Here is a 23,540-nt window from a genome sequence, read left to right on the forward strand (position 1 = left end):
CATGGATCATGACGACACCCCGCGCGCCGGCTGGCTCGGTCCCTGGCTGAAAGGCTTTCCGGCACTGCAGCCGCCCCTGCCACTGGCCGACGTGGCCCAGCGCGGCTGGACGCTGCACGAGCTGCCGACACCCCTGGCCGTCGTGCGCCAGCAGGCCCTGGCCCACAACATCGCCTGGATGCAGAACTTTGCGGCCCAGCGCGGCGTGCAGCTGGCGCCGCATGGCAAGACGACGATGAGCCCGCAGCTGTTCCGCCGCCAGCTCGACGCCGGCGCCTGGGGCCTGACGTTCGCCAACGTGCACCAGTTGCGCCTGGGCCTGGCCGCTGGCGCGCGGCGGGCGCTGATCGCCAACCAGCTCATCGGCGCGGCCGAGCTGGCCGAATTGCTGGACCTGCGGCGCCGCCACCCTGGCCTGGAGCTGGCCTTCTTTGTCGACTCGCAGGCACAGCTGGATCTGCTGGCGGCGCACTGGGCGGATCTGGGCCAAGGCGAGGCTCGGATCGACGTGCTGATCGAACTCGGCACTTCGCGCTGCGGCGTGCGCGAGCATGGCCCGGCGCTGGCCTTGGCGCGTGCACTCAAAACCCACCCGGCACTGCGGCTGCGCGGCATCGGCTTCTACGAGGGCCTGCAGGTCCGAGGCGAGAGCGAACCCGACCGCGCGCTGATGCAGCAATGGCAGACGCGCATCGAGGCACTGCTGAGCGACATCGAAGCGGAGGGCCTGATCGACGCCGATGCGCAGCCGCTGTGGCTCAGCGGCGGCGGCTCGGCCCTCTTCGATCTCGTCGCCCCCGTGCTGGCCGGCAAGCCTGGCCGCCTGGGCCTGCTGCGCTCGGGCTGCTATGTCTGTCATGACCACGAGCACTACGGCCGCTATATGCGCAGCATGGACGAGCGCATGGGCACGCCGCTGTCGGCGCCCAGCCTGCAGCCGGCGCTGGAGGTCTGGACCCAGGTGCTGTCCTGCCCCGAGCCGGGCCTGGCCTTGCTCAATGCCGGCCGGCGTGATGTGTCCTTCGATGCCGGCTGGCCGCTGCCGGTCTGGCATCTGCGCGGCGCCGAGCGATCCAAGGCCCCCGCAGGTTGGCGTGTCACCGGCCTGAATGACCAGCATGCCTATCTGCGCTGGGATCCGAGCGGATGGGACGGCCCGGCCGTCGGCGAGCGCGTCGCGCTGGGCCCCTCGCACCCGTGCACGACCTTCGACAAATGGGCCTGGATGGCCGTCGTCGACGAGGACGACCGCGTTGTCGATGCCATCACGACGCAGTTCGCATGAAACGCCGTCATTTGCTGAGCCTCTCCGCCGCAGCCCTGATGCCCGCCACCGCCGCCACGCCACCGCCGCGCTTCCTGCACGTCGGCACCTATGCCCCGCTGGGCCAGGGCCTCTACAGCTTTGCCATCGCCGCCGACGGCGGCCTGAAACCCCTGGGCCTGACGGCCAACGCCCGCAGCCCGAGTTGGCTGGCAGCCCAGGGCCACCACGTCTATGCCGCAGAGGAAGGCGCTGACCATGTCGCTGTCTATATCCAGGACGCGCACGGTCGGCTCGAACTTGTGCAGCGCCAGCCCAGCGGCGGCCGCGGCCCGGTGCAGCTGTCGCTGAGCAACGGCCACGCCTGGGTTGCCCATTACGGCGATGCCCGCTTTGCTGCGCTGCCACTGCAAGCCGATGGTCATCTCGGCGAGACCGAGAGCTGGCCCAGTTGCGCCGGCCCAGACTGCCGGCCGGGCCCGCAACAGGCGGCCAAGGCTCCGCCCGGCAGCCAGGCCAGCAGCGGTCACGAAGCACCGCACGCCCACATGATCCAGGCCAGCCCCGACGGCCGCTGGCTGCTCGGCACCGACCTGGGCCGCGACCGGTTGCTCGTCTGGCCGCTCAAGTCCGGTGCGCCGAAGGCCGCCGCTTTCGAACTCGCACTCAGCCCGGGCTCGGGTCCGCGCCACTTCGCCTTCCATCCCACGGACGCCCGCTGGGTCTACGTGCTGCAGGAAGAGTCGTCCACCTTGTCGACCGTCGAGCTGACGGCGGCCGGCCCGCGCCTGATTGACGAGATCTCCGTACTGCCGGCCGGCTTTGCCGGCACCAGCTACGCCTCCGACCTGCTCGTCGCACCCGGCGGCCGCCATCTCTACGCATTGAACCGACTGCACGACAGCCTGGCCGTCATCGCCCTGGCCCAGCCGCGCCGCCCGCGCCTGCTGGACCATCACTGGGTGCATGGCAGCTACCCGCGCAGCGCCTGCCGCGCCGGCCGCCACCTGTTCGTATGCAACCAGCGCAGCGACCAGCTCAGCCATTTCGACCTCGGCCGCCCCGAGCAGCCGCGCTTCACGGGGCGCCAGACGGCGGTGCCCAGCCCCGCCGGGGCCTGTTCGCTCTAGACTGAGCCGATGAAGCAAGCCGCCCTCGTTTTCCTGCTCGTCGCCTCGGCGCTGGCCCGCGCCGAACCCATCGGCTCGGTCGACACCGCCTTCAAGCTGATCGGCCCCGACCACAAGGTGGTCGTGGATGCCCATGACGATCCCAAGGTGCAGGGCGTGACCTGCTATGTGTCGCGCGCCAAGGCGGGCGGCATCAAGGGCGCCATCGGCCTGGCCGAGGACAAGGCCGAGGCCTCCATCGCCTGCCGCCAGGTCGGCCCCATCACCATCAGCCAGGCACTGCCGCGCCAGGAAGAGGTCTTCAACGAGCGCATATCCCTGGTCTTCAAGCGGCTGCGCATCGTTCGCATGGTGGACGCGTCGCGCAATACCCTGGTCTACCTGACCTACTCCGACCGCCTCATCGACGGTTCGCCGCAGAACAGCGTGACCGCCGTACCGGTCGGCCGCGAAACCCCCATCCCCATCAAGAAATGACATTCACTGCCGCCCTGTTCGCGCTGATGCCCATGCAGGCGCTGGCCGCGGCGCTGGTGCTGATCACGCTGATCGGCTGGCACGGCGCGAATGCCGGCGGCCGCTGGGCCCAGGTGGGCATGGCAGCCCTGGCCCTGGGCCTGGCCATGGCGAGCCCGACCCACGGCGATCGAATGGCTGTGCCGACCCTGCACAGCGTCGGCCTGGCCGTCATCAGCCTCGGCCTGTCCGCGCTTTGGTGGGCCCTGGGCTTGTGGCTGACGCCGCGGCCGGGGCGCTGGCTCATGGCGGCTGCACCGCTGGTGCTGGGCATTGGCCACGCCCTGTTGGCGGACGAGCATGCCGTCGGCCAAACCCTGGCTGACGCGGTGCTCGGCGCCCAACTCGCCTGGCTGGGCGTGGCGCTGATGCTGCCGGGCCGCAGCACGGTGCTGCAGGGCCTGAACAGCCGGCGCTGGCGCCTGCTGGGGCTGGCCGCCGTGCTGCCGCTGCTGGCAGCCATGCTGGGCCGCGCCGCCACCACCCTGCTCGGCGACACCGCGCCCTGGCCCGACCTGCTGCTGGCGCTGGCCGGCCAGCTCGCCCTGCTGCTGGCCCTGCCGATGCTGCTACTGGCTTGGCGCGGCCAGACCGAGGCCGAGCTGGCGCGCCTGGCCCAGACCGACGGCCTGACCGGCCTGGCGGACTGCAACGCCTTCACCCAGCGCTCGGTCGACCTGATCTCCATGGCGCGCCGCTACGACGAGCCCCTGGCCCTGGTGGTGCTGGACCTGGACGACTTCGCGACCCTGCAAGCAGAGCGCGACATGGATTTTTCCGATCGCGCCCTGGCCCTGTTTGCCAGCTGCATTCAGGCCCAGATGCGCCTGGGCGACCTCGCCGGCCGCCTGAGCGGCGAGCAGTTCGGTGTGCTGATGGCGCGCTGCCTGCCCGAGGGCCCGCAGGCCCTGGACCAGCGCCTGCGCAAGGCGCTGGCCGAACGCGCACCGGCCGAGCTGGGCATGGCGCTGTCCTTCAGCGCCGGCTGGGCCAAGCTGCGCCCCGGTGACCGCGGCCTGGCCGACCTGCAACGCCGCGCCGACACGGCCCTTTACGAAGCCCGGCGCGCCGGCAAGGGTCAGTTGATGGCCGAGCCGGGGGTCCAGGACTGACATGAAGCCTCTCGTCCAACGGGTACGTTGGCCGGTCCCCCGGGGGGACGGCGATGCTTGCCGGCGCGACCGGCAAGCACATCGCCAGCGCGGGCCGGCTAGGGAGCGGCCCGTCGCTCGTCCCGCAAGTCTTCTGGGATGGAGTCACCGAGATGTCCACCTCTGACAACCTCGTCGACGAATGGGTCGGCCACAACCTGCTGGCCTCCGACCCGGCCTTGCTGGCCGCGCTGCGCGAGGCCGCGCCGCAGGCGGTCGAGCCGCTGACGCGCTATGGCGCCGAACTCGGCAGCGCCGAGACCGCCCAGCTGGCCCGCGACGCCAACCGCAATGGCCCGCAGCTGCGCCAGCTCGATGCGCGCGGCCGCCGTGTCGACCTCGTCGACTTCCACCCGGCATGGCATGCCCTGCTGGCCATGTACCGCCGCCAGGGCCTCGTGGCCGACGTCTTCGCCACCGACACGCCCGGCCGCTGGGCCCACTTCGCGGCCGGCTGCTATCTGCATGGCCAGGTCGAGGCCGGCTCGCTGTGCCCGGCAACGATGACCCAGGCCGCCATTCCCGTGCTGGCCAGGCAGCCCGAGCTGTTCGCGCCGCTGCGCGACAAGTTCTTCAGCCGTGAGCACGACCCGCTGGACCGGCCGCTGACGGAGAAACCGTCGATCTGGGTCGGCATGGGCATGACCGAGAAGCAGGGCGGCTCCGACCTGCGCCGCGTGACGACTGCAGCCGCGAGCCAGGCCGACGGCAGCTATGCGATCACCGGCCATAAATGGTTTTTCTCGGCGCCCAGCAGCGACGCCCACCTCGTGCTGGCCCGCACCGAAGCGGGCCCGACCTGCTTCTGGCTGCCCCGCTACACGCCCGATGGCGCGCGCAACGCCATCCAGGTGATGCGCCTGAAGGACAAGCTCGGCAACCGCAGCAACGCCAGCAGCGAGGTCGAGTTCCACGGCGCCTGGGCGCGGCGTCTCGGTGAAGAAGGCCGCGGCATCCCGACGCTGATCGAGATGGCCGGCTACACGCGCCTGAACTGCGTCATCGGCAGCGCAGCGCTCTTACGCGCCGGCCTCGTGCAGGCGCTGCACAACGCCCGCGAGCGCTCGGCCTTTGGCCGGCACTTGGCCGAGCAGCCGCTGATGCAGACCGTGCTGGCCGACCTGGCGCTGGAGAGCGAGGCCGCGATGCGGCTGATGCTGCGCCTGGCTCGGGGCTTCGAGAGCAACGAGCCCGGCTGGCAACGGCTGATGACGCCGGCCGCCAAGCTCTGGGTCTGCAAGCGCGCCATCGAGTGCACCGGCGAGGCCATGGAGTTGCTCGGCGGCAATGGCTACGTGGAGGATGGCGTGCTGGCGCGGCTGTACCGCGAGGCGCCGGTCAACTCGATCTGGGAGGGCTCGGGCAATGTGATGGCCCTGGATGTGCTGCGTGCCGTCGCCCGTGAGCCCGAGGTGGCCTTCGCACTGCTCGATGCGTTTGACGGGAGCACGGACGCCCCGGTGCGCGCCGAAGCCCAAAGCCTGCGGCGCCTGCTGACCGGCGACCCGGCGGCACTGGAAGCCCAGGCCCGCCGCGTTGCGCAAGGCCTGGTGTTGTGCGCCCAAGGCCTGCTGATGCGTGAGCAATCGTCCACCCTTGCCGCGGACGCTTTCATCGCGACCCGCTTCGGCGGCGATGGCCGCCTTGTTGGCACGCTGGCCGTGCCGCAGGCGGCAAAGATCCTCGACGCGGCGCTGGTTGGCTAGTCGCCGAGGTAGCGGCGCACGATGCTCGCCTGCGTGCCATCGCGCTCCAGCGCCTCGCTGGCTTCACGGTAGCGCTGCACCAGGGCCGCGTCGACCGAACGCCTGCTGAACATCAGCTGCGCGGGCTCATGCGGCACCACCACGGACGTGGGCACGATGCGGCCGGCCAGGCCCAGCTCGCCCAGCTCCCAGCGCGCCGTCGCCTCGCTGGCCAGCACGCCATCGACGCGGCCGATCTCCAGCATCTGCCACAGGCTGCGGCGCGCCGAGGCCTGGGTCAGCGTGGCGCGAAAGGCCGGGTCAGCGAGCAACTCGGCGTAGTCGGGGCCGTAGACCACCCCGATCTGCACGCCCAGCTTCAGGCCCTGCCGCCAGGCCTCTTTCAGCCGCGTCGCGCTGGCGAAGTCGGCCTCGCGACCGGCACGCACGAAGAGGCGGTTGGCCACGGCAATGTGCTGTTCGACCCAATGCGCATAGGCCTCGCGTTCGGGGCGGCGCAGCGCGCCGGGCAGCAGGTCCAGGCGGCCGGCCTGCAACTCGACCAGGGCGCGTGCCCAGGGTAGCTCGACCCAGACCGCCCGGCATTGCATGCGCTCCAGCGTGCGCTCGACCAGTTCGGTCTGCATGCCGATGAGGTGGCCCTGCCCGTCACGCATGCTGTAGGGCGGGTCGGGGTTCCAGCGCACGCGCAGCTCGCAGGCCGACGCCGGCAGGAAGGCAAGCGCAAGGCAGGTCAGGCTCAGGCGTAGCAGGGACAGAGGCGACAGCACGCCCGCATTCTGATCGAGACGGCGGGCTTGTCAGCCAGCTCCGACAGGCCACTGCGACACCGGCCGATACACGCCGCCCCCGCCCCTGGCGATGCTGGGCGCGCCAACTTCAGCCGGAATCTCCCATGACCATCGAAGCCTCGCTGCAGCACAACTCCCTGGCCGAATCCAGCCCGCACCGCCCCTTCTGGTCAGCGCTGACGCGCCTGTGGTCGCCGGCCGCCACCTCGAGCGAGGCCGAGCTGGGTTATGAATGCGCGCTGCCCTGGACCCTCGGCGAGGACGCGCCCAGGGACAGCGGCGAACCCCGCTACTGAATCAACCCATTCTTCAGCGCGTAGTAGGTCAGATCGCTGTTGGTCGCCAGCTTGAGCTTCTCGAGCACGCGCGTGCGGTAGGTGCTGACGGTCTTGACGCTGAGGAACAGCGCCTCGGCGATATGGCCCACGGTCTCGCCCTGGGCCAGGCGCAGGAAGACCTGGAACTCGCGCTCCGACAGCGCCTCGTGCAGGGGCTTGTCGGGCGCATTGCCGGCGCTGCCGCCACCCACCACGCTGTCCGCCAGTTGCTCCGCCACCGCCGGGCTGATGTAGCGCCGGCCACGCGCCACCAGGCGGATGGCATTGGCGATTTCGTCGGGATCGCATTCCTTGTTGAGGTAGCCGCTGGCGCCCTGGCGCAGCAGCGTCGTCGCGTAATGCGCCTCAGGAAAGCCGCTGAGGATCAGCACCGGCAGTTCGGGGAATCGCGCCTTGATGGCGGCCAACGCGTCCACGCCGCTCTGGTCGGGCATGGAGATGTCCAGCAGCAGCACGTCGACCTCGCCGCCACGCGCCATCTCTAGGGCGTCGTGGCCACTGGCGCCTTCGCCCGTGACGCGCAGGTCGACGTGGTCGGACAGGAACTGGCGCAAGCCGGTGCGCACGATGGCGTGGTCGTCGACGATGCCGATACGGATCATGATGAACGCGGTGTTGAGGGATGGCCCAGCGTAGCAGTCCGCAAGGCGCGCCGCGATACCTTCAGTCCTACATCGACGCCGGCCGAGTCCGACAGGGGGCCGCGCTTCGGGACTATGCCGCCCGTGGTGGCGCGCCGCGATAGTGGCTCCAGCGGCTCCGTGAAGCCGCCATCCAAGGAGAACTGCAATGCTGAACAAGTCCATCCTCACTCTGGCCGTCGCCACCGCTCTCACGGCCACCCTGGCCGGCACCAGCGGCTGCGCCGTCACCCGCAACCAGGAAACCGTGGGCGCCTATGTTGATGACGCCGCGTTGACCACCCGCGTCAAGGGCAAGTTCGCCGCCGACCCGACCGTCAGCGCGATGGCCATCAGTGTCGAGACGCTGAAGGGCACGGTGCAACTGTCCGGCTTCGCCAAGTCGTACGAGGAAAAGGCCATGGCTGAGAAGCTGGCCCGCGAGACCTCCGGTGTCGTCGCCGTGCGCAATGACATCGCCGTGCGACACCCTAACTGAAGACCGCCGCTGAAGGACTTCCAAGGGAGTTTCCCTAGGAGAAGTCCTACAGCGCGATGCGCTGCCGGCACTGCCGGCCCGACGCGGAAGCGGTCCATACTTCAACCTCATCATCCTCGCGCCGCCGTCGGGCCATGCCAGCACTCAAAGCCTTCATCGTCGAAGACAGTCCGGTGATCCTTGAGAACCTGATTGCGACGCTTGAGGAACTGGCTCAGGTCGAAGTGGTGGGCTCGGTGGCCGATGAAGCCAGCGCGGTGCGCTGGATGAGCCGAGACCCCGACGGCAATGCCGATCTCTTCATCGTCGACGTCTTCCTGCGTTCCGGCACCGGCCTGGGCGTGCTGCAGGCCGCCCAGCAGCTCGGCATCCGGGCGCGGCGCGTCGTATTGACCAATTACGCCACCGAGGAAATGCGCCGGCGCTGCGCCAGCCTGGGCGCGGAACGGGTGTTTGACAAGAGCCGCGAGCTCGACGACCTCATCAGCTACTGCGCCGAACTGGCCGAACATGCCTCATCAGCGCGCCCTGCAGCCGCGGCCAGTTGAACGGCTGCCCGTGCTGCGTCATCTCGATCCCTGGCTGGAAGGCGCCAGCCGCAATCGCGGTCTGGCCGTCGGTTTCGCGGCACTGGCAGCAGCCGCCGTCATGGGCGTCAGCGAGGCCGCCTTCTGGGGTGCTGACGAGGCGCTGAACCAGTCCCAGGCCCGCCACCAGGCGCGCAACGACGGCCTGCGCCTGCGCGAGTTGCTGACCGATGCCGAGACCGCGCAGCGCGGCTATCTGCTGACCGGGCGCGACGATTACCTCGCGCCGATCAAGCTGGCCGAGCAGGAGCTGCCCAATGTGTTGTCACGGCTGCGCGGCCAGTACGCCAGCTCCGAATGGGAGGCCCTGGTGGCCGACGCGAGCCGGCGCGCCAGCGAAAAACTCTCCGAGCTGCAGCTGGTCGTCAAGCTTTACCGCGACGGGCAGGACACGGCCTGGCACGGGCTGGTCGAGTCCGACATCGGCCGCGAGAAGATGCAGGCGGTGCGCGACGCCGTCGGCCAGCTCGATCAGCACGAACTGACGCAGATTGCCACCGAGCGCGACGCCGTCGTGCGCTCGCTGAACTACGGCCGCATCGGCGTGCACGGGCTGACGCTGCTCAGCCTGTTCGGCCTGGCCATCTTCCTGCGCCGCAACGAGGCCCTGCACGCGGCCCGCCGTGAGCACGCCCAGGAGCTGGCGCAGGAACGCGACCGGCTGGACCGCGAGGTGGCCCGCCGCACCGCCGAGCTGACCGAGCTGGCCCACCACCTGCAGACGGTGCGCGAGGACGAGCGCGCCCATCTGGCCCGCGAGCTGCACGACGAGCTCGGTGCGCTGCTGACGGCCGCCAAGCTCGACGTCGCGCGCATCCGCCGCATGACGCGCACCGCGGCGCCCGAGATCGACGAGCGCCTCAAGCACATGAGCGAGCTGCTCGACCAGGGCATTGCGCTGAAGCGCCGCATCATCGAGGACCTGCGCCCATCGGCCCTGTCCAACCTCGGCCTCATCCCGGCGCTGGAGATCCTGACCCAGGAGTTCGCGCAGCGCTCCGGCCTGCAGCTCAGCCTGGAGCTGATGGAGGCCCCCAGTGACGAGGCCAGCCGGCTGGCGATGTACCGCCTCGTGCAGGAGGCGCTGACCAATGTGCTGCGCCACGCCAAGGCCAAGCATGTGCGCGTCTCGCTGGCCGAATCGGATGGCTGGCTGCAATTGCACATCCGCGATGATGGCCAGGGTTTCAACCCCGAAGCGGTGGGGGCCGGCCACCATGGCCTGCTGGGCATGCGCTACCGCATCGAAAGCCTGGGCGGCACGCTGCAGCTGCTGTCCGCGCCCGGCCGCGGCACGCTGGTGCTGGCGCGCCTGCCGATGCGCGAAGATCCAGAACCCGAGCCAGCCCCCGTGACCGCGCCCGGCGAACTGGGCAGCCCCAGCCCTTCCTGAAGTCCTACAGGCCAAGCCTGCCCGAGCCGACATGGCGCCGCATCGGGCGCACCCAAACTGCTCCCGGGCGCCGCACCGACAGAGCGCGCGGTAACCGTCTCAGACGCAGCCAGGAGGGCACCATGCAATTCCCGCGATCACCGCATGCCGAGGGCTGGCACACGCAGATGCCGGCACCGCCGGTACCCGACATGTCCATCATGTCGCGGGACGCCGACGCGCTGTCACCGCCCTTGCACAGCCGCCGCTTCCACGCAGCCGCCATGCTCGTCGCCATCGCGGCCCTCGGGGCCAGCGCCGGCGTGGACATGGTCGACGACCCGCGCCCGCTGGACGTGCAGCTGAGTGCCGTCATGCACAAGGCGGCGGACACCCTGCACGGCTGGCAGCAGCAGCTGTCGCGCGGCCTGCAGGTGTCGCTGCGCGCGGTCGCGGACGGGCGCGACAACAGTGCGCCGCCGGCCTCGATACCCGATGACGCCACCATCGTCGCCAAGGCCGAAGCGCCGGCCGTTGATGCCGACGACCGCGACCAGCCAGTGCGCGCCGACGTGGCGCCGCAGCCGCCCCGCGAGTCGCAGGCGACCGCCCGCTGAGTTCAGGCGGGCATCGTCTCTTCGGCGGCAACCAGCAGCTCAGCCAGTGGCTGGGGCCGGTGGAGCAGGAAACCCTGCACCTCGCCGACGCCCAGGCGCACCAACTCCAGCAGCACCTCGGGTGTCTCCACGCATTCCGCCACCGTCGTCAGGCCGAGCGTCCTGGCAACGTCGACAAAGCTGCGCACCGCCACCTGATCGAGCGGGTCGGTCATCAACGCGCGCACGAACTGGCCGTCGATCTTCAGCAGATCCACTGGCAGCGCCTTCAGATAGCTGTATGAGGAGGCGCCGGCGCCGAAATCGTCCAGCGCGATGCGCACACCCAGGGCCCGCATCTGCTGGATGAAGCTCGCCGCCTCGCCGAGCTGGGTGATGACGGCCGTCTCGGTGATTTCCAGGCACAAGGTCGCGGCACGCGTGGGGCCTAGCGCCGTCAGCAGGGCTCGGGCTTCCTGGTGGTAGGCCGCATCCTGCAGCGTCAGGGCCGACACATTGATGGACAGCGACGCGACCTCCGGGGGGCCGCCGCGCTGCAGCAAGTCAACCGCCTGCCTCAAGACCCAGCGGTCCAGTCGCGGCGCGAGATGGAAGCGCTCGGCCGCCGGCATGAAGGCGCCGGGCAACACACGGCTGCCGTCACGCTCGCGCAGGCGCAACAGCAGCTCGCCGCGCAGCCGGCCATCGTCCTCACCCTGGGCCGGCAGCACACGCTGCAGGTCGAGCTCGAAGCGGTCCTCGTCCAGGGCCTGTTGCAGCCGCGTCGCCCAGCGGTGCTCGCTCTGGTGGGCGCGCAGCGTGGCGTCATCGGGCGCCCACAGTTGCACGCGGTTGCGGCCCTGCTCCTTGGCGATCATGCAGCAGGCATCGGCCTCGCGCATGGCGGCATCGGCATCGGGCCAGCGCCCATCCAGCGGGGCCACGCCGATGCTGGTGCCGATGCGAAACCGTTGCTCGCCGTGCACATAGCGGTACTGGTCCATCGCGTCGCACAACTTCTGTGCCACGTGCAGGGCCTCGTCGAGCGAGCAGTTTTCCAGAATGGCCGCGAACTCGTCGCCGCCCAGGCGCGCCACCGTGTCGCGGCCGCGAACGCCGGCCTCCAGGCGGCGGGCAACCTCGCGCAGCACCTCGTCGCCGGCGGCATGGCCGCAGTGGTCGTTGACGAGCTTGAAGCGATCGAGGTCGAAAGCCAGCAGCGCATGGTGGCTGCCATCGCGCTTGGCTCGCTCGAGCGTGCGCGCCAGGCGCTGGCCGAACTCGACGCGGTTGACAAGGCCGGTCAGGCCGTCATGGCTGGCGCGCCAGCGGATCTCGTCGAACTGGCGGCGCTGCTGGGTCACGTCGCGAAAGACCAGCACGGCGCCAAGCACGCGGCCGTCGGCATCGCGGATGGGGGCGACCGAGTCGTCCACGGCGCGCAGTTCGCCCTCGCGGCTCAGCAACATGGCACCGGCAGACAGGCGCGTCGGCCGGCCGGTGGCCAGGCAGCGCTGCACCGGGTCGGCCAAGGGCTCGCCGGTTTCCTCGCGCTGGGCCAGGAAGACATGGCTGGCCGGCTGGCCGCGCGCCTCGGCGGCAGCCCAGCCCGTCAGCCGCTGGGCGACGGGGTTGAGCCAGGTCACGCGACCGAGGGCATCGGTGGTCAGCACCGCATCGGCGATGGATTGCAGCGTGACCTCCAGCAGCTCATGCTGCTCCTGCAATTGCTGTTGCAACCGGCGAGACTCGCTGACGTCCCAACAGACGCCCGACAAGCGCAGCGGCCGGCCGCCGGCATCGCGCAGCACCCGACCGGCGCTGCGCAACACATGGACGCTGCCATCGGGCCAGCTGACCCGCCATTCGCCGTCCAGCTGGGGCCCGTCGCGCAGGGCCGCCCGCACGGCCATGACGGCGGCGCGGCGGTCCTCGGGATGCAGGCGCTTGCGCCAGTTCGCGAGGCTGGTGCGCTGGCCACGCGGCGGCTCGCCGTGCAAACGCCACATGGCGTCGTCCCAGGTGAGTTCGCCATGGCGAGAGTCCCGCAGGTCCAGATTCCAGACGCCAATGCCGCCGCTGTGGGTGGCCAGGGCCAGGCGCTCCAGCGTGCGCTCCAGCTCGGCACGCACCTTGGCGGGTTCACTGACGTCCTGCATGACGACACCGACACGCCGGCCGGTTTCGTCTTCGTCATGGCGACCAACCACGCGCAGCACGCGGTGCCCGTTCGGGCCGGTCTCGCACGGCAACTCGACATCCCAGCCCTCGCCGTCTGCCGCAGCGCGCTGCAGGGCCGCGTCCAACATGGCAGCACCATCGGGGCCGAAACGCTGCAACAGGGCTGCCAGCGTCGGTACCTGGCCAATGGGCAGGCCAAGCAACTCGCAGGCCGAGTCGGACACCGTCAGCTTCTCGGTGCCGGCCTGCCATTCCCAGGCGCCGACGCCAGCCAGGCGGCTGCAGCGCTCCAGGAAGCGCGCGTTCTGCGCCAGCGCGAGCTGCGCGGCTGACACCGAAGCGGCGAGCACATCCCGCGGTGCCTCGTCTGCGGGCACACCCGTCTGCTGGGGTTCGCTCATCGATGCTGCTCCGACGCAAAGACGGGCAAGCATCAAGCCCACAGGAGCGGGGCCGCGTCGGCAGGACGGGCAAGGACTTGTAGGACAGGGCCGCATCCACGCGGGCCTACCGCTTGTCCTACAAGCACCGCGGCGGCGCACTGACAACCACCTGCCCCGGCGGGGCGTTCACTGGGTGCAGCGGCACCGCCGCATTCCTCAGGAGAAATCCCATGACCACCCGTCGCAACCCCTTCGCACACTGGATCGCCCCGGCTCTGCTGGGCGTGGCTGCCATGGCGGCCCTGCCTGCCGCCCGGGCCGCGGACGTCGGCGTCTCCATCGGCTTCAGCCAACCGGGCGTGTACGGGCGCGTCGACATCGGCCGCTATCCGCAACCGGTGCTGCTGGCACCCCAGCCGGTCATCATCGGCCGCCCGGCCTACCGCGCCCAGCCGGTCTATCTGTGGGTGCCGCCCGAGCACCGCCACAACTGGCGCCGCCACTGCGGCTATTACGGCGCCTGCGGCGCACCGGTCTATTTCGTCGAGGACGGCTGGTACCGCCAGAACGTCGTCGTCTACCGTGACCGCGACGGGCGCCGTGACGACTGGCATGACCGCGGCCGTCACGACCGCGGCCACGGGCACGGGCACGGGCACGGCCACCGCGACTGATAGCTCGCAAAAGGCCACGCCGGACCTGCAGTTCCGGCCATCGCCAGCGGGCTCGGCGGCCTAAAGTCGGGTCAACCCTGACCGTTGTGCCGCTTGTGCGGCTGGCCGGATGCCCGACTCTGCTGACCTTTCTTTCCCAACCCCGCTGACCCCGCCGCCGGCCCCGCGCCGGGTCTCGGCCTATGCGTGGCCCATGGCCCTGGCTCTCGCCGCCTGCGGTGGTGGCGGCGGCTCCGCGCCCAGCGAAGCGCCCGGCCCGCCGCCGCCAGCGGCCACGCCCAGCCCGCTGCCCATGCCGGTCCCGGTCCCGGTGCCAACGCCCAGCCCCTCGCCAACGCCCAGCCCCTCGCCAACGCCCAGCCCGTCGCCAAGTCCTGCACCGGCGCCCAGCCCCGCGCCCAGCCCCGCGCCCAGCCCGAGCCCGAGCCCGTCGCCCGCTCCTTCGCCGACGCCGACACCGCCGCCCCCCCCGCCGCCTCCTCCGCCTCCTCCGCCACCACCACCGGTGTCCGGCATCGTCGCGGCGGGGCTGGCGCTGAACAGCGCCACGGTGCGCGTGCTGGACGCGACCGGCAAGGCCATCGCCACCGGCAAACCCGTCACCGCCGCGACCGGTGCCTACGGCCCGATTGCACTGAGTGGCGACGGCCCCTTCCGCGTCGAGGCCTGTGGCAGCGTCGCCGACAAGCCAATCTGCCTTTGGGGTGTCACCAGCAGTGGCGGCACGCTGCATCTGACGCCACTGACCAGTGCCATCACCGTGCTGGCCAGTGACCAGGCTCCCGAGACGCTGATGACCGGCGCCGTGCAGGGCCTGGGCGACACCGCCCTGGCCGGCGCCCAGACCCGCCTGCGCGCAGCGCTCGCGCCAGCCCTGGCCGACGCAGGCCTGGCAAGCGACTTCGATCTGCTGGCTGGCGCGCTGACGGCCGGTTCGCACACCGGCTACGACCGCATGCTGGACACCGTCGCCGTCGGCCTGGGTGCCGACAGCAAGGCCTTCGTGACGCTGACGTCCCGCCTTGGGGCAGGCACCGCCTATCTGGAGACCAACACGACCCAGGGCAGCCTGGGCTTCGACGCCGCAGCGGCGGGGGTGGACCTCACAGGCCTGGATGCGCTGTTCACCAAGCTGATCACGGCCACGGCCAACATCAACAACTGCCAGAGCAAGTTGATCGGCCTGGAGTCCATCTTCGACGCGAATGCGCGTGCCAGCGTCGATGCGATCTCGGCCCCGTTCACTGGGGCCAAGGACGCGGCGCAGCTGGTCTGCCTGCGCATGAACGGCATCCTGGGCGAGGGCGAGGTCATGTTCGGCGGGAAGCTGCTGCGCTCCACGCTCGGCCGCTGCGACTTCGGTGTCGGTGACCCGCTGTGCCGCGTCGGCTTCGTCTATCAGAACGCCGCGGGCTTCCAGCGGCGCTTGGGGCTGGAGCAGGCCGCCGTGAAGCGCCCCTCCGGCTGGACCTTCCTTGGCAACCGCCTGGAGGTGCAGGCCACGGCCGCCGCCCGCCTGGTGCTGACGCGCCGCGTCGACAGCGCGGCACCGGACAGCTATGCGCGCTATCTGGATATCAGCATTCCCGCTATCAGCGCCAGCGGCGGGGGTGTGCTGCAGTGCGCCCGGGTCAGCCAGAAGGACGCGAGCGGTGCCGATGTGCCGCTGGCGCTGTTCAAGAAGGCCGGCGCTGGCGGCTATCTGAGCCTGTGGAGCGTCAGCAGCAGCGACGGCACACCCAGCCTCGATCCGCTCAGCGGAGCCACGCGCGGCAACAACATCGTCAGCCTGCCGGTGCCCGCGGGCGCTGCCGGCGACGCCGTGGCGCGCAATTTCGTACGCGCGGGCCGCAACCTGAAGATCGAGCTGTTCCAGGACGGCGCCTGCGGCACGCCGCTCGGCGGCCTGGATGGCGACAGCCTTGGCATTGAACTCGCCGGCCAGCTGCCCATCACGGCCGCCACCCAGAGCGGCCTGCCCTGGCCGGCGCTGGTGGCCAAGGCGGTCACCGACCTGACCGGGATGAAGGGCGCCGTCAACGCCAAGATCAGCTATGGCCCGACGTGGACCTTGCCGCGCGGCGACCTGCTGCCAGACCGCGCCCTGCTCTGCACCGACACGGCTTGCAACAGCAAACTGGCCGAAACGGAACTCGGCGTCGTCACCAAGGAAGGTTCCACCAAGGGCGCCTTCGCCACCGGCGCCTCGCTAAGCGCAACCGTGGGCAACACGGCCCTCAATGTCAACAGCTACAAACTGCTGCGCATCATCGGCCGCATGCCTGACGGCCTGGTATTGCAGCTGGACAGCCAGTCCTGCTCGGCGCAGACCTCGGGGCTGCCCTGCTGAGCCAGGGCCTGTTAACACTACGGCAACGGGTCGCGTTGTGGCCAGAAAGGGCGCGAGCAAGGCGCAAAGCGGAGTCGGGTTGGACACCCGGCGAGCATTTGCAACGCCGCGCGCGGCATTTCTGGCCACAACCCGAAGGGAAGGCCCGCCGCCAGGGGCCACTCGGCGTTGCGCCACTGGCCCGCACATGAGTGCGGGCGGCGTGCCGCGCCTTGATTGGCCCTGGCGGCGGGCCTTCGCGACCCATTGCCGTAGTGTTAACAGGCCCTAAAAGAACGGGCGCGGCAGCCGGTGGACCGGCTGTCGCGCCCGAGCCATCACCGCCTCATCGCCGCAGCTCGACAGTGGACGGCCAGGGGCGACACGGGCAAGGCGGTCATGCTCAATGCATCAGCCCTCGCGGTGGTGGCGGCTGAATATTCGTCCATCGCCACGCCCACCGCAGTAAGCAAGGGTTGCCTTTGGCGACCGGGCGTCAGCGTTCTTCAGCGCTATTCAGCGCCGTGGCAGCGGGTAGCTCGCCAGGCTGGCATAACCTTTCTTCGAGACTGACTGCACGCCGAAGACGACGTTGTCCTTGGACACCGGCAGCGTCGAGCGCGTGGCCCGGCCCACGTCCTTGAACTGCTGCCAGGCGGCCGAGTCGGTGTCGCGCCAGACGACGCGGTAGCCGGCCACCTCGGGGTCGTCGCTGGCCTGCCACTCCAGCGTCGAGTCGTTGGTCAGCTCGCGCGCATCCAGCTTCACGCCCTTGGGCGGCGCCGGCGCCCAGGCCAGCGTGGCCAGGCCGGCGAGGTTGGCGCGCGCCACATCGGCCACGTAGGCGAAGTCAACGAACTCGGGCAGGTCACCGAACACGACACCGTTTTCGGTCCTGGGGTTCTGGTGCTGGTGGGCGAAGTTCTCAAAGGGTTCGGAGAAGCGCACCGCCGCATAGCCACGCTCCAGGAAGGGGATGTGGTCACCGCCGCGCAGATAGCGGTCGCGGCGTTGGATGAGCTGGACCGTGAAGCCAGGCATGGCAGCCTCGGCGGCCGCCTTGAGGTGGCGGCCGAGCTGGTGGGTCGGCAGGTCCTCGTTGCCACCGGCCTGCAGCAACGGCAGCAGCTCGGCCTGCATGGCAGCGACGGACCTGACGTCGGCGTCGCTGGCAGGGCGGTTGGCGTTGGCGGCGGTCAGCAGGCGCACCAGCGGGTCGAGGCCGTCGGCAAACAGGCGCAGGCGTTTGGGGTCGGCCTGGCCCGCGTCGCCGCGCGAGCTGCCGACGATGTCGTTGGTGATCATGGCCTCGACATTGGTGCCCGCAGCACGTGCCTCGCGTGCCCATTGCGCGGCGCCCAGCAGCCCCTGCTCCTCACCCGGCACTGCCATGAAGACGAGGGTCGCGTCGAACTGACGCCCGGCCATCACGCAGGCGAGCTCCATGACCGCAGCCGTGCCGGAGGCGTCGTCGTTGGCGCCGGGCGCCTCGCCCAGGGAATCCATGACGTCGCTGTTGCGCGAGTCGTAGTGGCCGCTGACGACGAGGACGCGGCTCTTCGACGCACCGCGGCCCGGCAGCGTGGCGACGACATTCACCAGCTCGGTCGCCTGCGGCACGCGGTTGCCGGCCGGCTCGATGAAGCTCTGCTCCTCCACCTGCAGCCGCCCGCCGGCGAGCCTGGAGCAGTTGGACAGCTCCGCCGTGATCCAGCGGCGCGCGGCACCGATGCCGCGGGTGTCGGAGGCGATGTCGGACAGCGTATGGCGCGTGCCAAAGGCCACCAGCCGGCGGATGCGCGACTCGATGCGGGCCGGGCTGACTTCGGCCAGCATGGCCTTCAGCTCGTCGGCCGGCGCAGACTGGGCCTGGGCCGTGGCGGCGAGCAGGGGGAAGAGAATGAGGGCGGTCAATCGGGCTTGCATGCAAACGATTCTGCCCTTGCCGGGTTGGCCGCGTTCTTCTACTCTGCCAGGGGCCTGTGGACCCCTCTGGAATCGGATGCGTTGCCACTCAAAAGCCCGCGAGCAAGGCGCGAAGTCGAAGCTGGGGTCGATCCCAGCGAGGCTTCGCAACGCCGCGCGCGGGCTTTTGAGTGACAACCCTTCGGGAGAGGGTCTGCGCGGGCGCATGGCGTTGTTGCGCGCCTGGCCTGGGCATGAGCCCAGGCGGCGTCGCACGCCTAGCCCTGCACCCGCGCAAACCCTCTCGCACCGATTCCAGAGGGGTTCACAGGCCCCACACCGAGGAGATTCCGATGAGCGAGACGAGCCTGGATTCGCGAGTGAGCACCATCCGAACGGTCGCGCTGGTGGGGCCGGCGGCGGCCGGCAAGACGCTGTTGCTGGACGCATTGCTGGCCCATGCCGGCGCCATCCCGCAGGCCGGCAGCATCGAGCGCGGCAGCACGGTGAGCGACCATGACCCGTTGGAGCGGCGCCTGGGCCATTCGCTGCAATCCAGCCTCGCCCACTTCACCCATGGCGGCATCCGCGTGCACGCCATCGACACGCCCGGTGCACCGGATTTCGTCGGCCAGGCCCTGCCGGCGCTGGAGGCGGCGGACACCGCCATCGTCGTCATCAACGCCCAGAACGGCATCGAGCTGATGGCCCAGCGCTTGCTGGCCGCCGCCGCCGAGCGCGGGCTGACACGCCTCATCGTCGTCAACAAGATCGACTGTCCCGACACCGACCTGCCCGGGCTGCTCGCCCAGATCCGCGAGGTGTTTGGCAAGGAGTGCCTGCCACTGAACTTGCCGGCCAGCGGCGCCAAGCGCGTCGCCGACTGTTTCTTCGCGGCGTCCGGGGACGCCGATTTTTCGTCCGTGGCCGAAGCGCACCGGGCCCTGGTCGAGCAGGTCGTCGAGGTCGATGCGGCATTCGTGGACCGCTACCTGACCGACGGCGACGTCGACCCGCGCGAGCTGCATGCGCCGCTGGAGCAGGCGTTGCGCGAAGGGCATCTGATCCCGGTCTGCTTCTGCTCAGCCAAGACCGGCGCCGGCATTGGCGAACTGCTGTCGGCGATCGAAGCCTTGATGCCGAACCCGGCCGAGGGCAACCCGCCCCCTTTTCTGGAAGGCAAGGGCACGGAGCCCACGCCCTACCCCGCCCGGCCCGACCCAGCCGGCCATGTGCTGGCCCATATCTTCAAGATCGTCGCCGACCCCTACCTCGGCAAGATGGGCGTCATGCGCGTGCATCAGGGCCGCGTCGCCAAGGGCGGCCTGCTCTTCGTCGGCCATGCGCGCAAGCCCATCCGCGTCGCACACCTCTTCATGTTGCAGGGCGCCAAGCATGTCGACATTGACGAGGCTTTGCCGGGTGACCTCTGCGCCATTGCCAAGGTGGAAGACCTCGCCTTTGACGCCGTGCTGCATGACGCGCAAGAGGACGAGCACATCTACCTGAAGCCGCTGGATTTCCCCACCCCGGTGCACGGCCTGGCCATCAGCCCCGCGCGCCGCGGCGATGAGCAGAAGCTCTGGGAGGTGCTGGCCCGGCTGGTGGAGGAAGACCCCTGCCTGCGCATCGAACAGGCCGGTGAAACGCACCAGACGCTGGTCTACGGCCTGGGTGAACTGCATCTGCGCCTTCTGCTGGAGCGACTGCGCGAGCTCTACAAGAGCGAAGTCCTCACCGAGCCGCCGCGCATCGCCTACCGCGAGACGATCTCGGCGCCGGCCGAAGGCCACTACCGCCACAAGAAGCAGAGCGGCGGCGCGGGCCAGTTCGGCGAGGTCTATCTGCGCGTCGAGCCGCTGGAGCGCGGCGCCGGCTTCGAGTTCGTCGACGCGGTGAAGGGTGGCACCATTCCGGGCCAGTTCATGCCGGCCGTCGAGAAAGGCGTGCGCTCGGCGTTGGCCAGCGGCGTCATTGCCGGCTATCCGCTGGTGGACCTGCGCGTGGTCGTCTATGACGGCAAGCACCATTCCGTGGACAGCAAGGAAATCGCCTTCGTCACCGCCGGCCGCCGCGCGCTGATCGAGGCCGTGCGCGAGGCCCGGCCGCTGATCCTGGAACCCATCGTGCAGGTCGAGATCACGGCGCCCGAGCACGGCATCGGCGACATCACCGGCGACCTCGCATCACGCCGCGGTCAGGTCAACGGCACGCGCTCCGCCGTGCCGGGCAGCCTCATCGTGCAGGGCCTGGCACCGCTGGCCGAACTGGCCAGCTACCAGACGCGGCTGAACGCGATGACGGCAGGCGAAGGGCGCTACACGCTGCTGCTGTCGCACTACGAGCCGGTGCCGCCGAACACGCAGGCCGCCCTCGTCGGCGCTTACAAGGCGCACGACGAAGGGGACTGAGCTTCAGTGCTTGGCCTTGGCGGTGGTCTTCCTGGCCGGCTTGGCCTTGGCGTCCACCTCGGTCTCCGTGTGCATGACACACAACCATTCGCCATCCTTGCGCAGCCAGACGGACGAGTCGGCCATCTCCTGCTCCTTCTCCTCCGACTTGCCGCGAGGCGCGATGGCCTGCTTGACTCGATAGGTCAGCACGGCGGTGTCGTCGTTCGGGTGCATGACCTGCATGTCGCTGAACTCGAACGATCTGATGACCATCGGGCCTTCTTCCGCCATGTGCTTGTACTGCTTGCGATCGAACTGCATGGCGCCGTGTGAACTCACCATCAGCGCCGGTTCGTCCAGCAGCGCCACTGCGGTGTCGGTGTCTTCGTCCACCATCGACTGCCAGAACTTCTTCTCCAGCGCGATGAGGGTGCTGTCTGCGGTATGCATGCCAATCTCCTTTGACGGCCTAAAACCTCAATATGGGTGCAGCCTGGCGGGCATTCAGTAGGAGTTGCCGGCTCAGCCGGGTCGGAACCGTCCTACGACCCGGGATCGCGCAGAAGTGAAGGTGAAGATCCATTTATCATTGCGGCCCATGCCCAGCGCCCCCCGCGACGTCGCGCAGATCCGATTGGACAACGCGATGCGGCTGTTCGAAGAGTTCGTCAGCGCCACCGTCAAGAATGCCGATGCCGCCACCCTGCGTGGCCTGGAAAGGCGTTTCGCCGAGAGGCTGCAGATCCAGCCCAGCTACTGGAGCCAGATCAAGGGCCGCTCGCGCCAGATCGGCGAGCGCCTGGCGCGGCAGTTCGAGCAGCTCTGTCACAAGGCGCCGGGTTGGATGGACATCGAGCACGGTGCAATGGCCACTGCCGAGGCACCGGCCATGCCCGCTGCAGCAGCGCCTGCGGCAAGCGACTCGCCCAGCATGCCCCGAGATGACGACGAGCGCTTCATCATCGGCCTGGTGCTGACCTACTACCGCCGCCACCCGCAGCGCGCCCGCACGCGGCTGCTGGATCTGCTCGGCGAGGTGCTGACGTCGACCACACCGGCACCCGTGCCGGTGAAGGCGGCCGCGCCCAGTCCGCAGGCCGAGCTCGACGAGTGGCGCAAGCTGCAGGCGCGCGTCGCGCCGCTGAAGGCCAAGAAGCGCTGATCCTTCCGCGCATCCATCACTGGACGGCCGGTACTACTCACGTTAGGGGTGTTGGATAAAAACCGCTTGCGCAAGAGCAACGTTTGTTTATCATTTGCGCAAGTTGTGGCGTGTTGCAGTTCTCCCGTCACAGCGAGGTCGCACACCCAAGCCCTCTGACCGCCCGGCCCGCTTGCCTCGAGCGCAAGCCCCGGGCCCCAACTCATCCATGCAAACGCAGGCGCCACCCCGGGCCGAGCCGCCGCATTGCCCGCCGCCCACGTGCGGCCCCAACCGGAGCACGCCATGTCCCAATTCACCTCCCCGCGTCCCCTGCAGATCAAAGCGCTCAAACCGCGCAATCCGCTGGTGGCACCGGCCATGCAACGCCAGGCCGGCGCCCACCGAAGCGCGCACGACGCCCATGCCCAGCGCCAGCAAGCCCGCCTCGAATTGCGACGCCTGCTGCGCGACCGCTTCCCCGACGACAGCCCCTGACCACAGCGCGCCGCCTGCCCCTCAGCCATGACCGATCCATGTCATGAGGGCCGGCCCGGCGCCAAGGAGACCCTCATGAGATTGATCGAGTTGAGCGGCCCCGATGCCGCCGAAACCCACGCCGCCTGGGCCCGCCGCTGGACCCGCGTCAAGCGCGCGGCCCGTGCCATCCGGTTGGTGTTCTCGCCGGCCTACCGCCGGCGCCGTGCCCGCAACCATCTGGAGTTCTACGCCGAAGCCGGCGCGCCTGAAGGCGCGCTCTACGTCGATGGCCAGCTGACCGCCCGGCTGGAAGGCGTGCGCAGGCTGTAGGAAAGTCGCCCCTCGTTTGCTCTTGCTCCGGCTGAACGCCGGCAAGTGCGAACGGTCCCCCGAGGGGACGGCGATGCTTGCCGTATTGACCGGCAAGCACATCGCCAGCCGGGCCGGCTTGGGAACTGGAGTCGGACACAAGCAGTCCCTGCGGACTGCTTGTGCCTACGACAGGCCATGGGGCTCTGGCCCATGGCAGCCCGGCGCTCGCCCCGAGATAGGGGTGCCGTCAAAGCTGAAATGGTTGGCAAAACGGGGCCGCCTCCGACGAGCAGGCGGCCCCGCCCAGGCCTAGCATCGGCCCCATGTCCGACCGCCTCTGCCTGACCGCGCCACTCCATAGCCTGGAGGCCTGGGTGGACGCCTTTGCGCGGGCCGAGATCCCCGTACTGGCCGAGACGGCCGAGTCGCTTGAGCACATGCGTGCGACCGAAGACGACGTCGACGCCCACGGCCTGGGAGAAATGATCGCCACCGACCCGCTGATGACGCTGAAGGTGCTGGCCCATGCCAGTGAACAGCGGCGCGGCAGCACTTCCGGGCTCAGGGCCGACGCCGAAACAGTGACCGCTGCCATCGTGCTGATGGGCATCACCCCCTTTTTCCGCGACTTCGGTCCGCAGCCGACGCTCGAACTGGTGCTGGCTGACAACGATGAGGCCCTGCTCGGGCTGTCACGTGTCATGCAGCGCGCCGAACGTGCCTCGCGCTTCGCGCTGGGCTTTGCGGCCCATCGGGCCGACCCCGATGCCGCCGTCATCCACAGCGCCGCCTTGCTGCATGACTTCGCCGAGATGCTGCTGTGGGTACATGCGCCCGTGCTGGCGCTGAAGATCGCCGCCTTGCAGGACGCCGACCGGCATCTGCGCAGCACGGCTGCCCAGCGCCAGGTGCTGGGCATTGAACTGGCCGAACTGGAGCAGGCCCTGATGCGACGCTGGCATCTGCCGGACTTGCTCGCGCGCATCACCAGCGAGAAAGACGGCCGCAACCCGCAGGTGCGCTGCGTGCACCTGGCCGTACGCCTGGCGCGGCACACGGCGCGGGGCTGGGATGACGCGGGCGTGCCGGACGATCTGCACGACATCGCCGAACTGCTCAACCTCGGCGAAGCGCACGCCCTCAAGCTGCTTCACGAATTCGACTGACGCCAA

Annotated in this window: 22 protein-coding genes; 17 read left to right on the forward strand and 5 right to left on the reverse strand. The window is 69.9% G+C overall.

From position 1 onward, the window contains the following. Position 1: 1 nt before the first annotated feature. From ASC91_RS27120 to ASC91_RS27140, 5 genes are all read left to right on the forward strand, one after another. Positions 2–1,285, forward strand: a complete 1,284-nt coding sequence (locus ASC91_RS27120) for an alanine racemase (RefSeq protein ID WP_056204963.1) — start codon at positions 2–4, stop codon at positions 1,283–1,285. After that, positions 1,282–2,394, forward strand: coding sequence for a beta-propeller fold lactonase family protein (locus ASC91_RS27125; RefSeq protein WP_162247877.1), 1,113 nt, complete (start codon positions 1,282–1,284; stop codon positions 2,392–2,394). The genes ASC91_RS27120 and ASC91_RS27125 overlap by 4 nt, the downstream gene beginning before the upstream one ends. A 9-nt stretch (positions 2,395–2,403) precedes the next feature. Further along, entirely contained in the window at positions 2,404–2,871 is a 468-nt protein-coding gene (locus ASC91_RS27130) for a CreA family protein (protein WP_056204969.1), read from the forward strand. Beyond that, positions 2,868–4,022 carry a GGDEF domain-containing protein gene (locus ASC91_RS27135; protein WP_056204971.1) on the forward strand — a complete coding sequence of 385 codons (1,155 nt, stop codon included), beginning with the start codon at positions 2,868–2,870 and terminating at the stop codon, positions 4,020–4,022. The genes ASC91_RS27130 and ASC91_RS27135 overlap by 4 nt, the downstream gene beginning before the upstream one ends. A 152-nt stretch (positions 4,023–4,174) precedes the next feature. Beyond that, a complete protein-coding gene (locus ASC91_RS27140) occupies positions 4,175–5,767 on the forward strand; it encodes an acyl-CoA dehydrogenase family protein (protein ID WP_056205292.1) in 1,593 nt (530 codons plus the stop codon). Here the strand turns inward: ASC91_RS27140 and ASC91_RS27145 are convergent. Next, positions 5,764–6,537: an ABC transporter substrate-binding protein gene (locus ASC91_RS27145; protein WP_056204973.1), complete on the reverse strand. Its 774-nt coding sequence runs from the start codon at positions 6,535–6,537 to the stop codon at positions 5,764–5,766. The two genes, ASC91_RS27140 and ASC91_RS27145, sit on opposite strands and share 4 nt — an antisense overlap. Positions 6,538–6,662: 125 nt before the next feature. Here ASC91_RS27145 and ASC91_RS27150 point away from each other — a divergent pair, with 125 nt between their 5' ends. Next, positions 6,663–6,854 (forward strand): hypothetical protein, encoded by a 192-nt coding sequence (locus ASC91_RS27150; RefSeq protein ID WP_056204975.1) that lies wholly within the window; start codon positions 6,663–6,665, stop codon positions 6,852–6,854. Here the strand turns inward: ASC91_RS27150 and ASC91_RS27155 are convergent. Then, the gene (locus tag ASC91_RS27155) at positions 6,848–7,498 is read right to left on the reverse strand and encodes a response regulator transcription factor (RefSeq protein WP_056204980.1); all 651 of its coding nucleotides are present in this window, start codon (positions 7,496–7,498) and stop codon (positions 6,848–6,850) included. The genes ASC91_RS27150 and ASC91_RS27155 overlap by 7 nt on opposite strands. 187 nt (positions 7,499–7,685) lie before the next feature. Here ASC91_RS27155 and ASC91_RS27160 point away from each other — a divergent pair, with 187 nt between their 5' ends. From ASC91_RS27160 to ASC91_RS27175, 4 genes are all read left to right on the forward strand, one after another. Beyond that, positions 7,686–8,015 (forward strand): BON domain-containing protein, encoded by a 330-nt coding sequence (locus tag ASC91_RS27160; protein ID WP_056204983.1) that lies wholly within the window; start codon positions 7,686–7,688, stop codon positions 8,013–8,015. A gap of 134 nt (positions 8,016–8,149) precedes the next feature. Further along, positions 8,150–8,563, forward strand: a complete 414-nt coding sequence (locus ASC91_RS27165) for a response regulator transcription factor (protein WP_056204985.1) — start codon at positions 8,150–8,152, stop codon at positions 8,561–8,563. Next, on the forward strand, positions 8,526–9,995 hold the full coding sequence (locus tag ASC91_RS27170; RefSeq protein WP_082533059.1) for a CHASE3 domain-containing protein: 1,470 nt from the start codon (positions 8,526–8,528) through the stop codon (positions 9,993–9,995). Before ASC91_RS27165 ends, ASC91_RS27170 begins: the two co-directional genes overlap by 38 nt. 122 nt (positions 9,996–10,117) lie before the next feature. Beyond that, a complete protein-coding gene (locus tag ASC91_RS27175) occupies positions 10,118–10,591 on the forward strand; it encodes a hypothetical protein (RefSeq protein WP_157282181.1) in 474 nt (157 codons plus the stop codon). A gap of 2 nt (positions 10,592–10,593) precedes the next feature. On the opposite strand, the gene ASC91_RS30835 is transcribed toward ASC91_RS27175, so the two are convergent. After that, positions 10,594–13,152 (reverse strand): EAL domain-containing protein, encoded by a 2,559-nt coding sequence (locus ASC91_RS30835; protein ID WP_056204993.1) that lies wholly within the window; start codon positions 13,150–13,152, stop codon positions 10,594–10,596. 212 nt (positions 13,153–13,364) lie between these two features. Between ASC91_RS30835 and ASC91_RS27185 the strand changes: the two genes are divergently transcribed. Together ASC91_RS27185 and ASC91_RS27190 are read left to right on the forward strand one after the other, a co-directional pair. Continuing rightward, positions 13,365–13,808: a hypothetical protein gene (locus ASC91_RS27185; protein WP_056204995.1), complete on the forward strand. Its 444-nt coding sequence runs from the start codon at positions 13,365–13,367 to the stop codon at positions 13,806–13,808. 505 nt (positions 13,809–14,313) lie between these two features. Next, positions 14,314–16,158, forward strand: coding sequence for a hypothetical protein (locus ASC91_RS27190; protein WP_056204997.1), 1,845 nt, complete (start codon positions 14,314–14,316; stop codon positions 16,156–16,158). Positions 16,159–16,653: 495 nt separating this feature from the next. Here ASC91_RS27190 and ASC91_RS27195 read toward each other — a convergent pair whose 3' ends face one another. After that, positions 16,654–18,063 (reverse strand): M28 family metallopeptidase, encoded by a 1,410-nt coding sequence (locus tag ASC91_RS27195; RefSeq protein ID WP_056205000.1) that lies wholly within the window; start codon positions 18,061–18,063, stop codon positions 16,654–16,656. A gap of 332 nt (positions 18,064–18,395) precedes the next feature. Here ASC91_RS27195 and fusA point away from each other — a divergent pair, with 332 nt between their 5' ends. Continuing rightward, positions 18,396–20,453 carry an elongation factor G gene (fusA, locus tag ASC91_RS27200; protein WP_056205001.1) on the forward strand — a complete coding sequence of 686 codons (2,058 nt, stop codon included), beginning with the start codon at positions 18,396–18,398 and terminating at the stop codon, positions 20,451–20,453. 3 nt (positions 20,454–20,456) lie between these two features. Here the strand turns inward: fusA and ASC91_RS27205 are convergent, their stop codons facing one another. Then, complete coding sequence (locus ASC91_RS27205; RefSeq protein ID WP_056205004.1) at positions 20,457–20,885, reverse strand: nuclear transport factor 2 family protein; 429 nt, start codon at positions 20,883–20,885, stop codon at positions 20,457–20,459. 148 nt (positions 20,886–21,033) lie between these two features. Here ASC91_RS27205 and ASC91_RS27210 point away from each other — a divergent pair, with 148 nt between their 5' ends. The 4 genes from ASC91_RS27210 to ASC91_RS27225 all read left to right on the forward strand — a co-directional run bounded on the left by ASC91_RS27210 (position 21,034) and on the right by ASC91_RS27225 (position 23,534). Beyond that, positions 21,034–21,597, forward strand: a complete 564-nt coding sequence (locus ASC91_RS27210; protein WP_056205007.1) for a hypothetical protein — start codon at positions 21,034–21,036, stop codon at positions 21,595–21,597. 285 nt (positions 21,598–21,882) lie between these two features. Then, complete coding sequence (locus ASC91_RS27215; protein WP_056205010.1) at positions 21,883–22,074, forward strand: hypothetical protein; 192 nt, start codon at positions 21,883–21,885, stop codon at positions 22,072–22,074. Between the two features lie 75 nt (positions 22,075–22,149). After that, positions 22,150–22,386, forward strand: coding sequence for a hypothetical protein (locus ASC91_RS27220; protein WP_157282183.1), 237 nt, complete (start codon positions 22,150–22,152; stop codon positions 22,384–22,386). A gap of 305 nt (positions 22,387–22,691) precedes the next feature. Continuing rightward, on the forward strand, positions 22,692–23,534 hold the full coding sequence (locus ASC91_RS27225; protein ID WP_056205016.1) for an HDOD domain-containing protein: 843 nt from the start codon (positions 22,692–22,694) through the stop codon (positions 23,532–23,534). Positions 23,535–23,540 lie beyond the last annotated feature (6 nt).

The organism is Pelomonas sp. Root1237, assembly GCF_001425055.1.
Lineage (GTDB): Bacteria > Pseudomonadota > Gammaproteobacteria > Burkholderiales > Burkholderiaceae_C > Pelomonas.

Bases quoted from the DNA above. Each gene is read 5' to 3' on its own strand.
- ASC91_RS27120 (WP_056204963.1), top strand. From the start codon at position 2: ATGGATCATGACGACACCCCGCGCGCCGGCTGGCTCGGTCCCTGGCTG.
- ASC91_RS27125 (WP_162247877.1), top strand. From the start codon at position 1,282: ATGAAACGCCGTCATTTGCTGAGCCTCTCCGCCGCAGCCCTGATGCCC.
- ASC91_RS27130 (WP_056204969.1), top strand. From the start codon at position 2,404: ATGAAGCAAGCCGCCCTCGTTTTCCTGCTCGTCGCCTCGGCGCTGGCC.
- ASC91_RS27135 (WP_056204971.1), top strand. From the start codon at position 2,868: ATGACATTCACTGCCGCCCTGTTCGCGCTGATGCCCATGCAGGCGCTG.
- ASC91_RS27140 (WP_056205292.1), top strand. From the start codon at position 4,175: ATGTCCACCTCTGACAACCTCGTCGACGAATGGGTCGGCCACAACCTG.
- ASC91_RS27150 (WP_056204975.1), top strand. From the start codon at position 6,663: ATGACCATCGAAGCCTCGCTGCAGCACAACTCCCTGGCCGAATCCAGC.
- ASC91_RS27155 (WP_056204980.1), bottom strand. From the start codon at position 7,498: ATGATCCGTATCGGCATCGTCGACGACCACGCCATCGTGCGCACCGGC.
- ASC91_RS27160 (WP_056204983.1), top strand. From the start codon at position 7,686: ATGCTGAACAAGTCCATCCTCACTCTGGCCGTCGCCACCGCTCTCACG.
- ASC91_RS27165 (WP_056204985.1), top strand. From the start codon at position 8,150: ATGCCAGCACTCAAAGCCTTCATCGTCGAAGACAGTCCGGTGATCCTT.
- ASC91_RS27170 (WP_082533059.1), top strand. From the start codon at position 8,526: ATGCCTCATCAGCGCGCCCTGCAGCCGCGGCCAGTTGAACGGCTGCCC.
- ASC91_RS27175 (WP_157282181.1), top strand. From the start codon at position 10,118: ATGCAATTCCCGCGATCACCGCATGCCGAGGGCTGGCACACGCAGATG.
- ASC91_RS30835 (WP_056204993.1), bottom strand. From the start codon at position 13,152: ATGAGCGAACCCCAGCAGACGGGTGTGCCCGCAGACGAGGCACCGCGG.
- ASC91_RS27185 (WP_056204995.1), top strand. From the start codon at position 13,365: ATGACCACCCGTCGCAACCCCTTCGCACACTGGATCGCCCCGGCTCTG.
- ASC91_RS27195 (WP_056205000.1), bottom strand. From the start codon at position 18,063: ATGCAAGCCCGATTGACCGCCCTCATTCTCTTCCCCCTGCTCGCCGCC.
- fusA (WP_056205001.1), top strand. From the start codon at position 18,396: ATGAGCGAGACGAGCCTGGATTCGCGAGTGAGCACCATCCGAACGGTC.
- ASC91_RS27205 (WP_056205004.1), bottom strand. From the start codon at position 20,885: ATGCATACCGCAGACAGCACCCTCATCGCGCTGGAGAAGAAGTTCTGG.
- ASC91_RS27210 (WP_056205007.1), top strand. From the start codon at position 21,034: ATGCCCAGCGCCCCCCGCGACGTCGCGCAGATCCGATTGGACAACGCG.
- ASC91_RS27215 (WP_056205010.1), top strand. From the start codon at position 21,883: ATGTCCCAATTCACCTCCCCGCGTCCCCTGCAGATCAAAGCGCTCAAA.
- ASC91_RS27220 (WP_157282183.1), top strand. From the start codon at position 22,150: ATGAGATTGATCGAGTTGAGCGGCCCCGATGCCGCCGAAACCCACGCC.
- ASC91_RS27225 (WP_056205016.1), top strand. From the start codon at position 22,692: ATGTCCGACCGCCTCTGCCTGACCGCGCCACTCCATAGCCTGGAGGCC.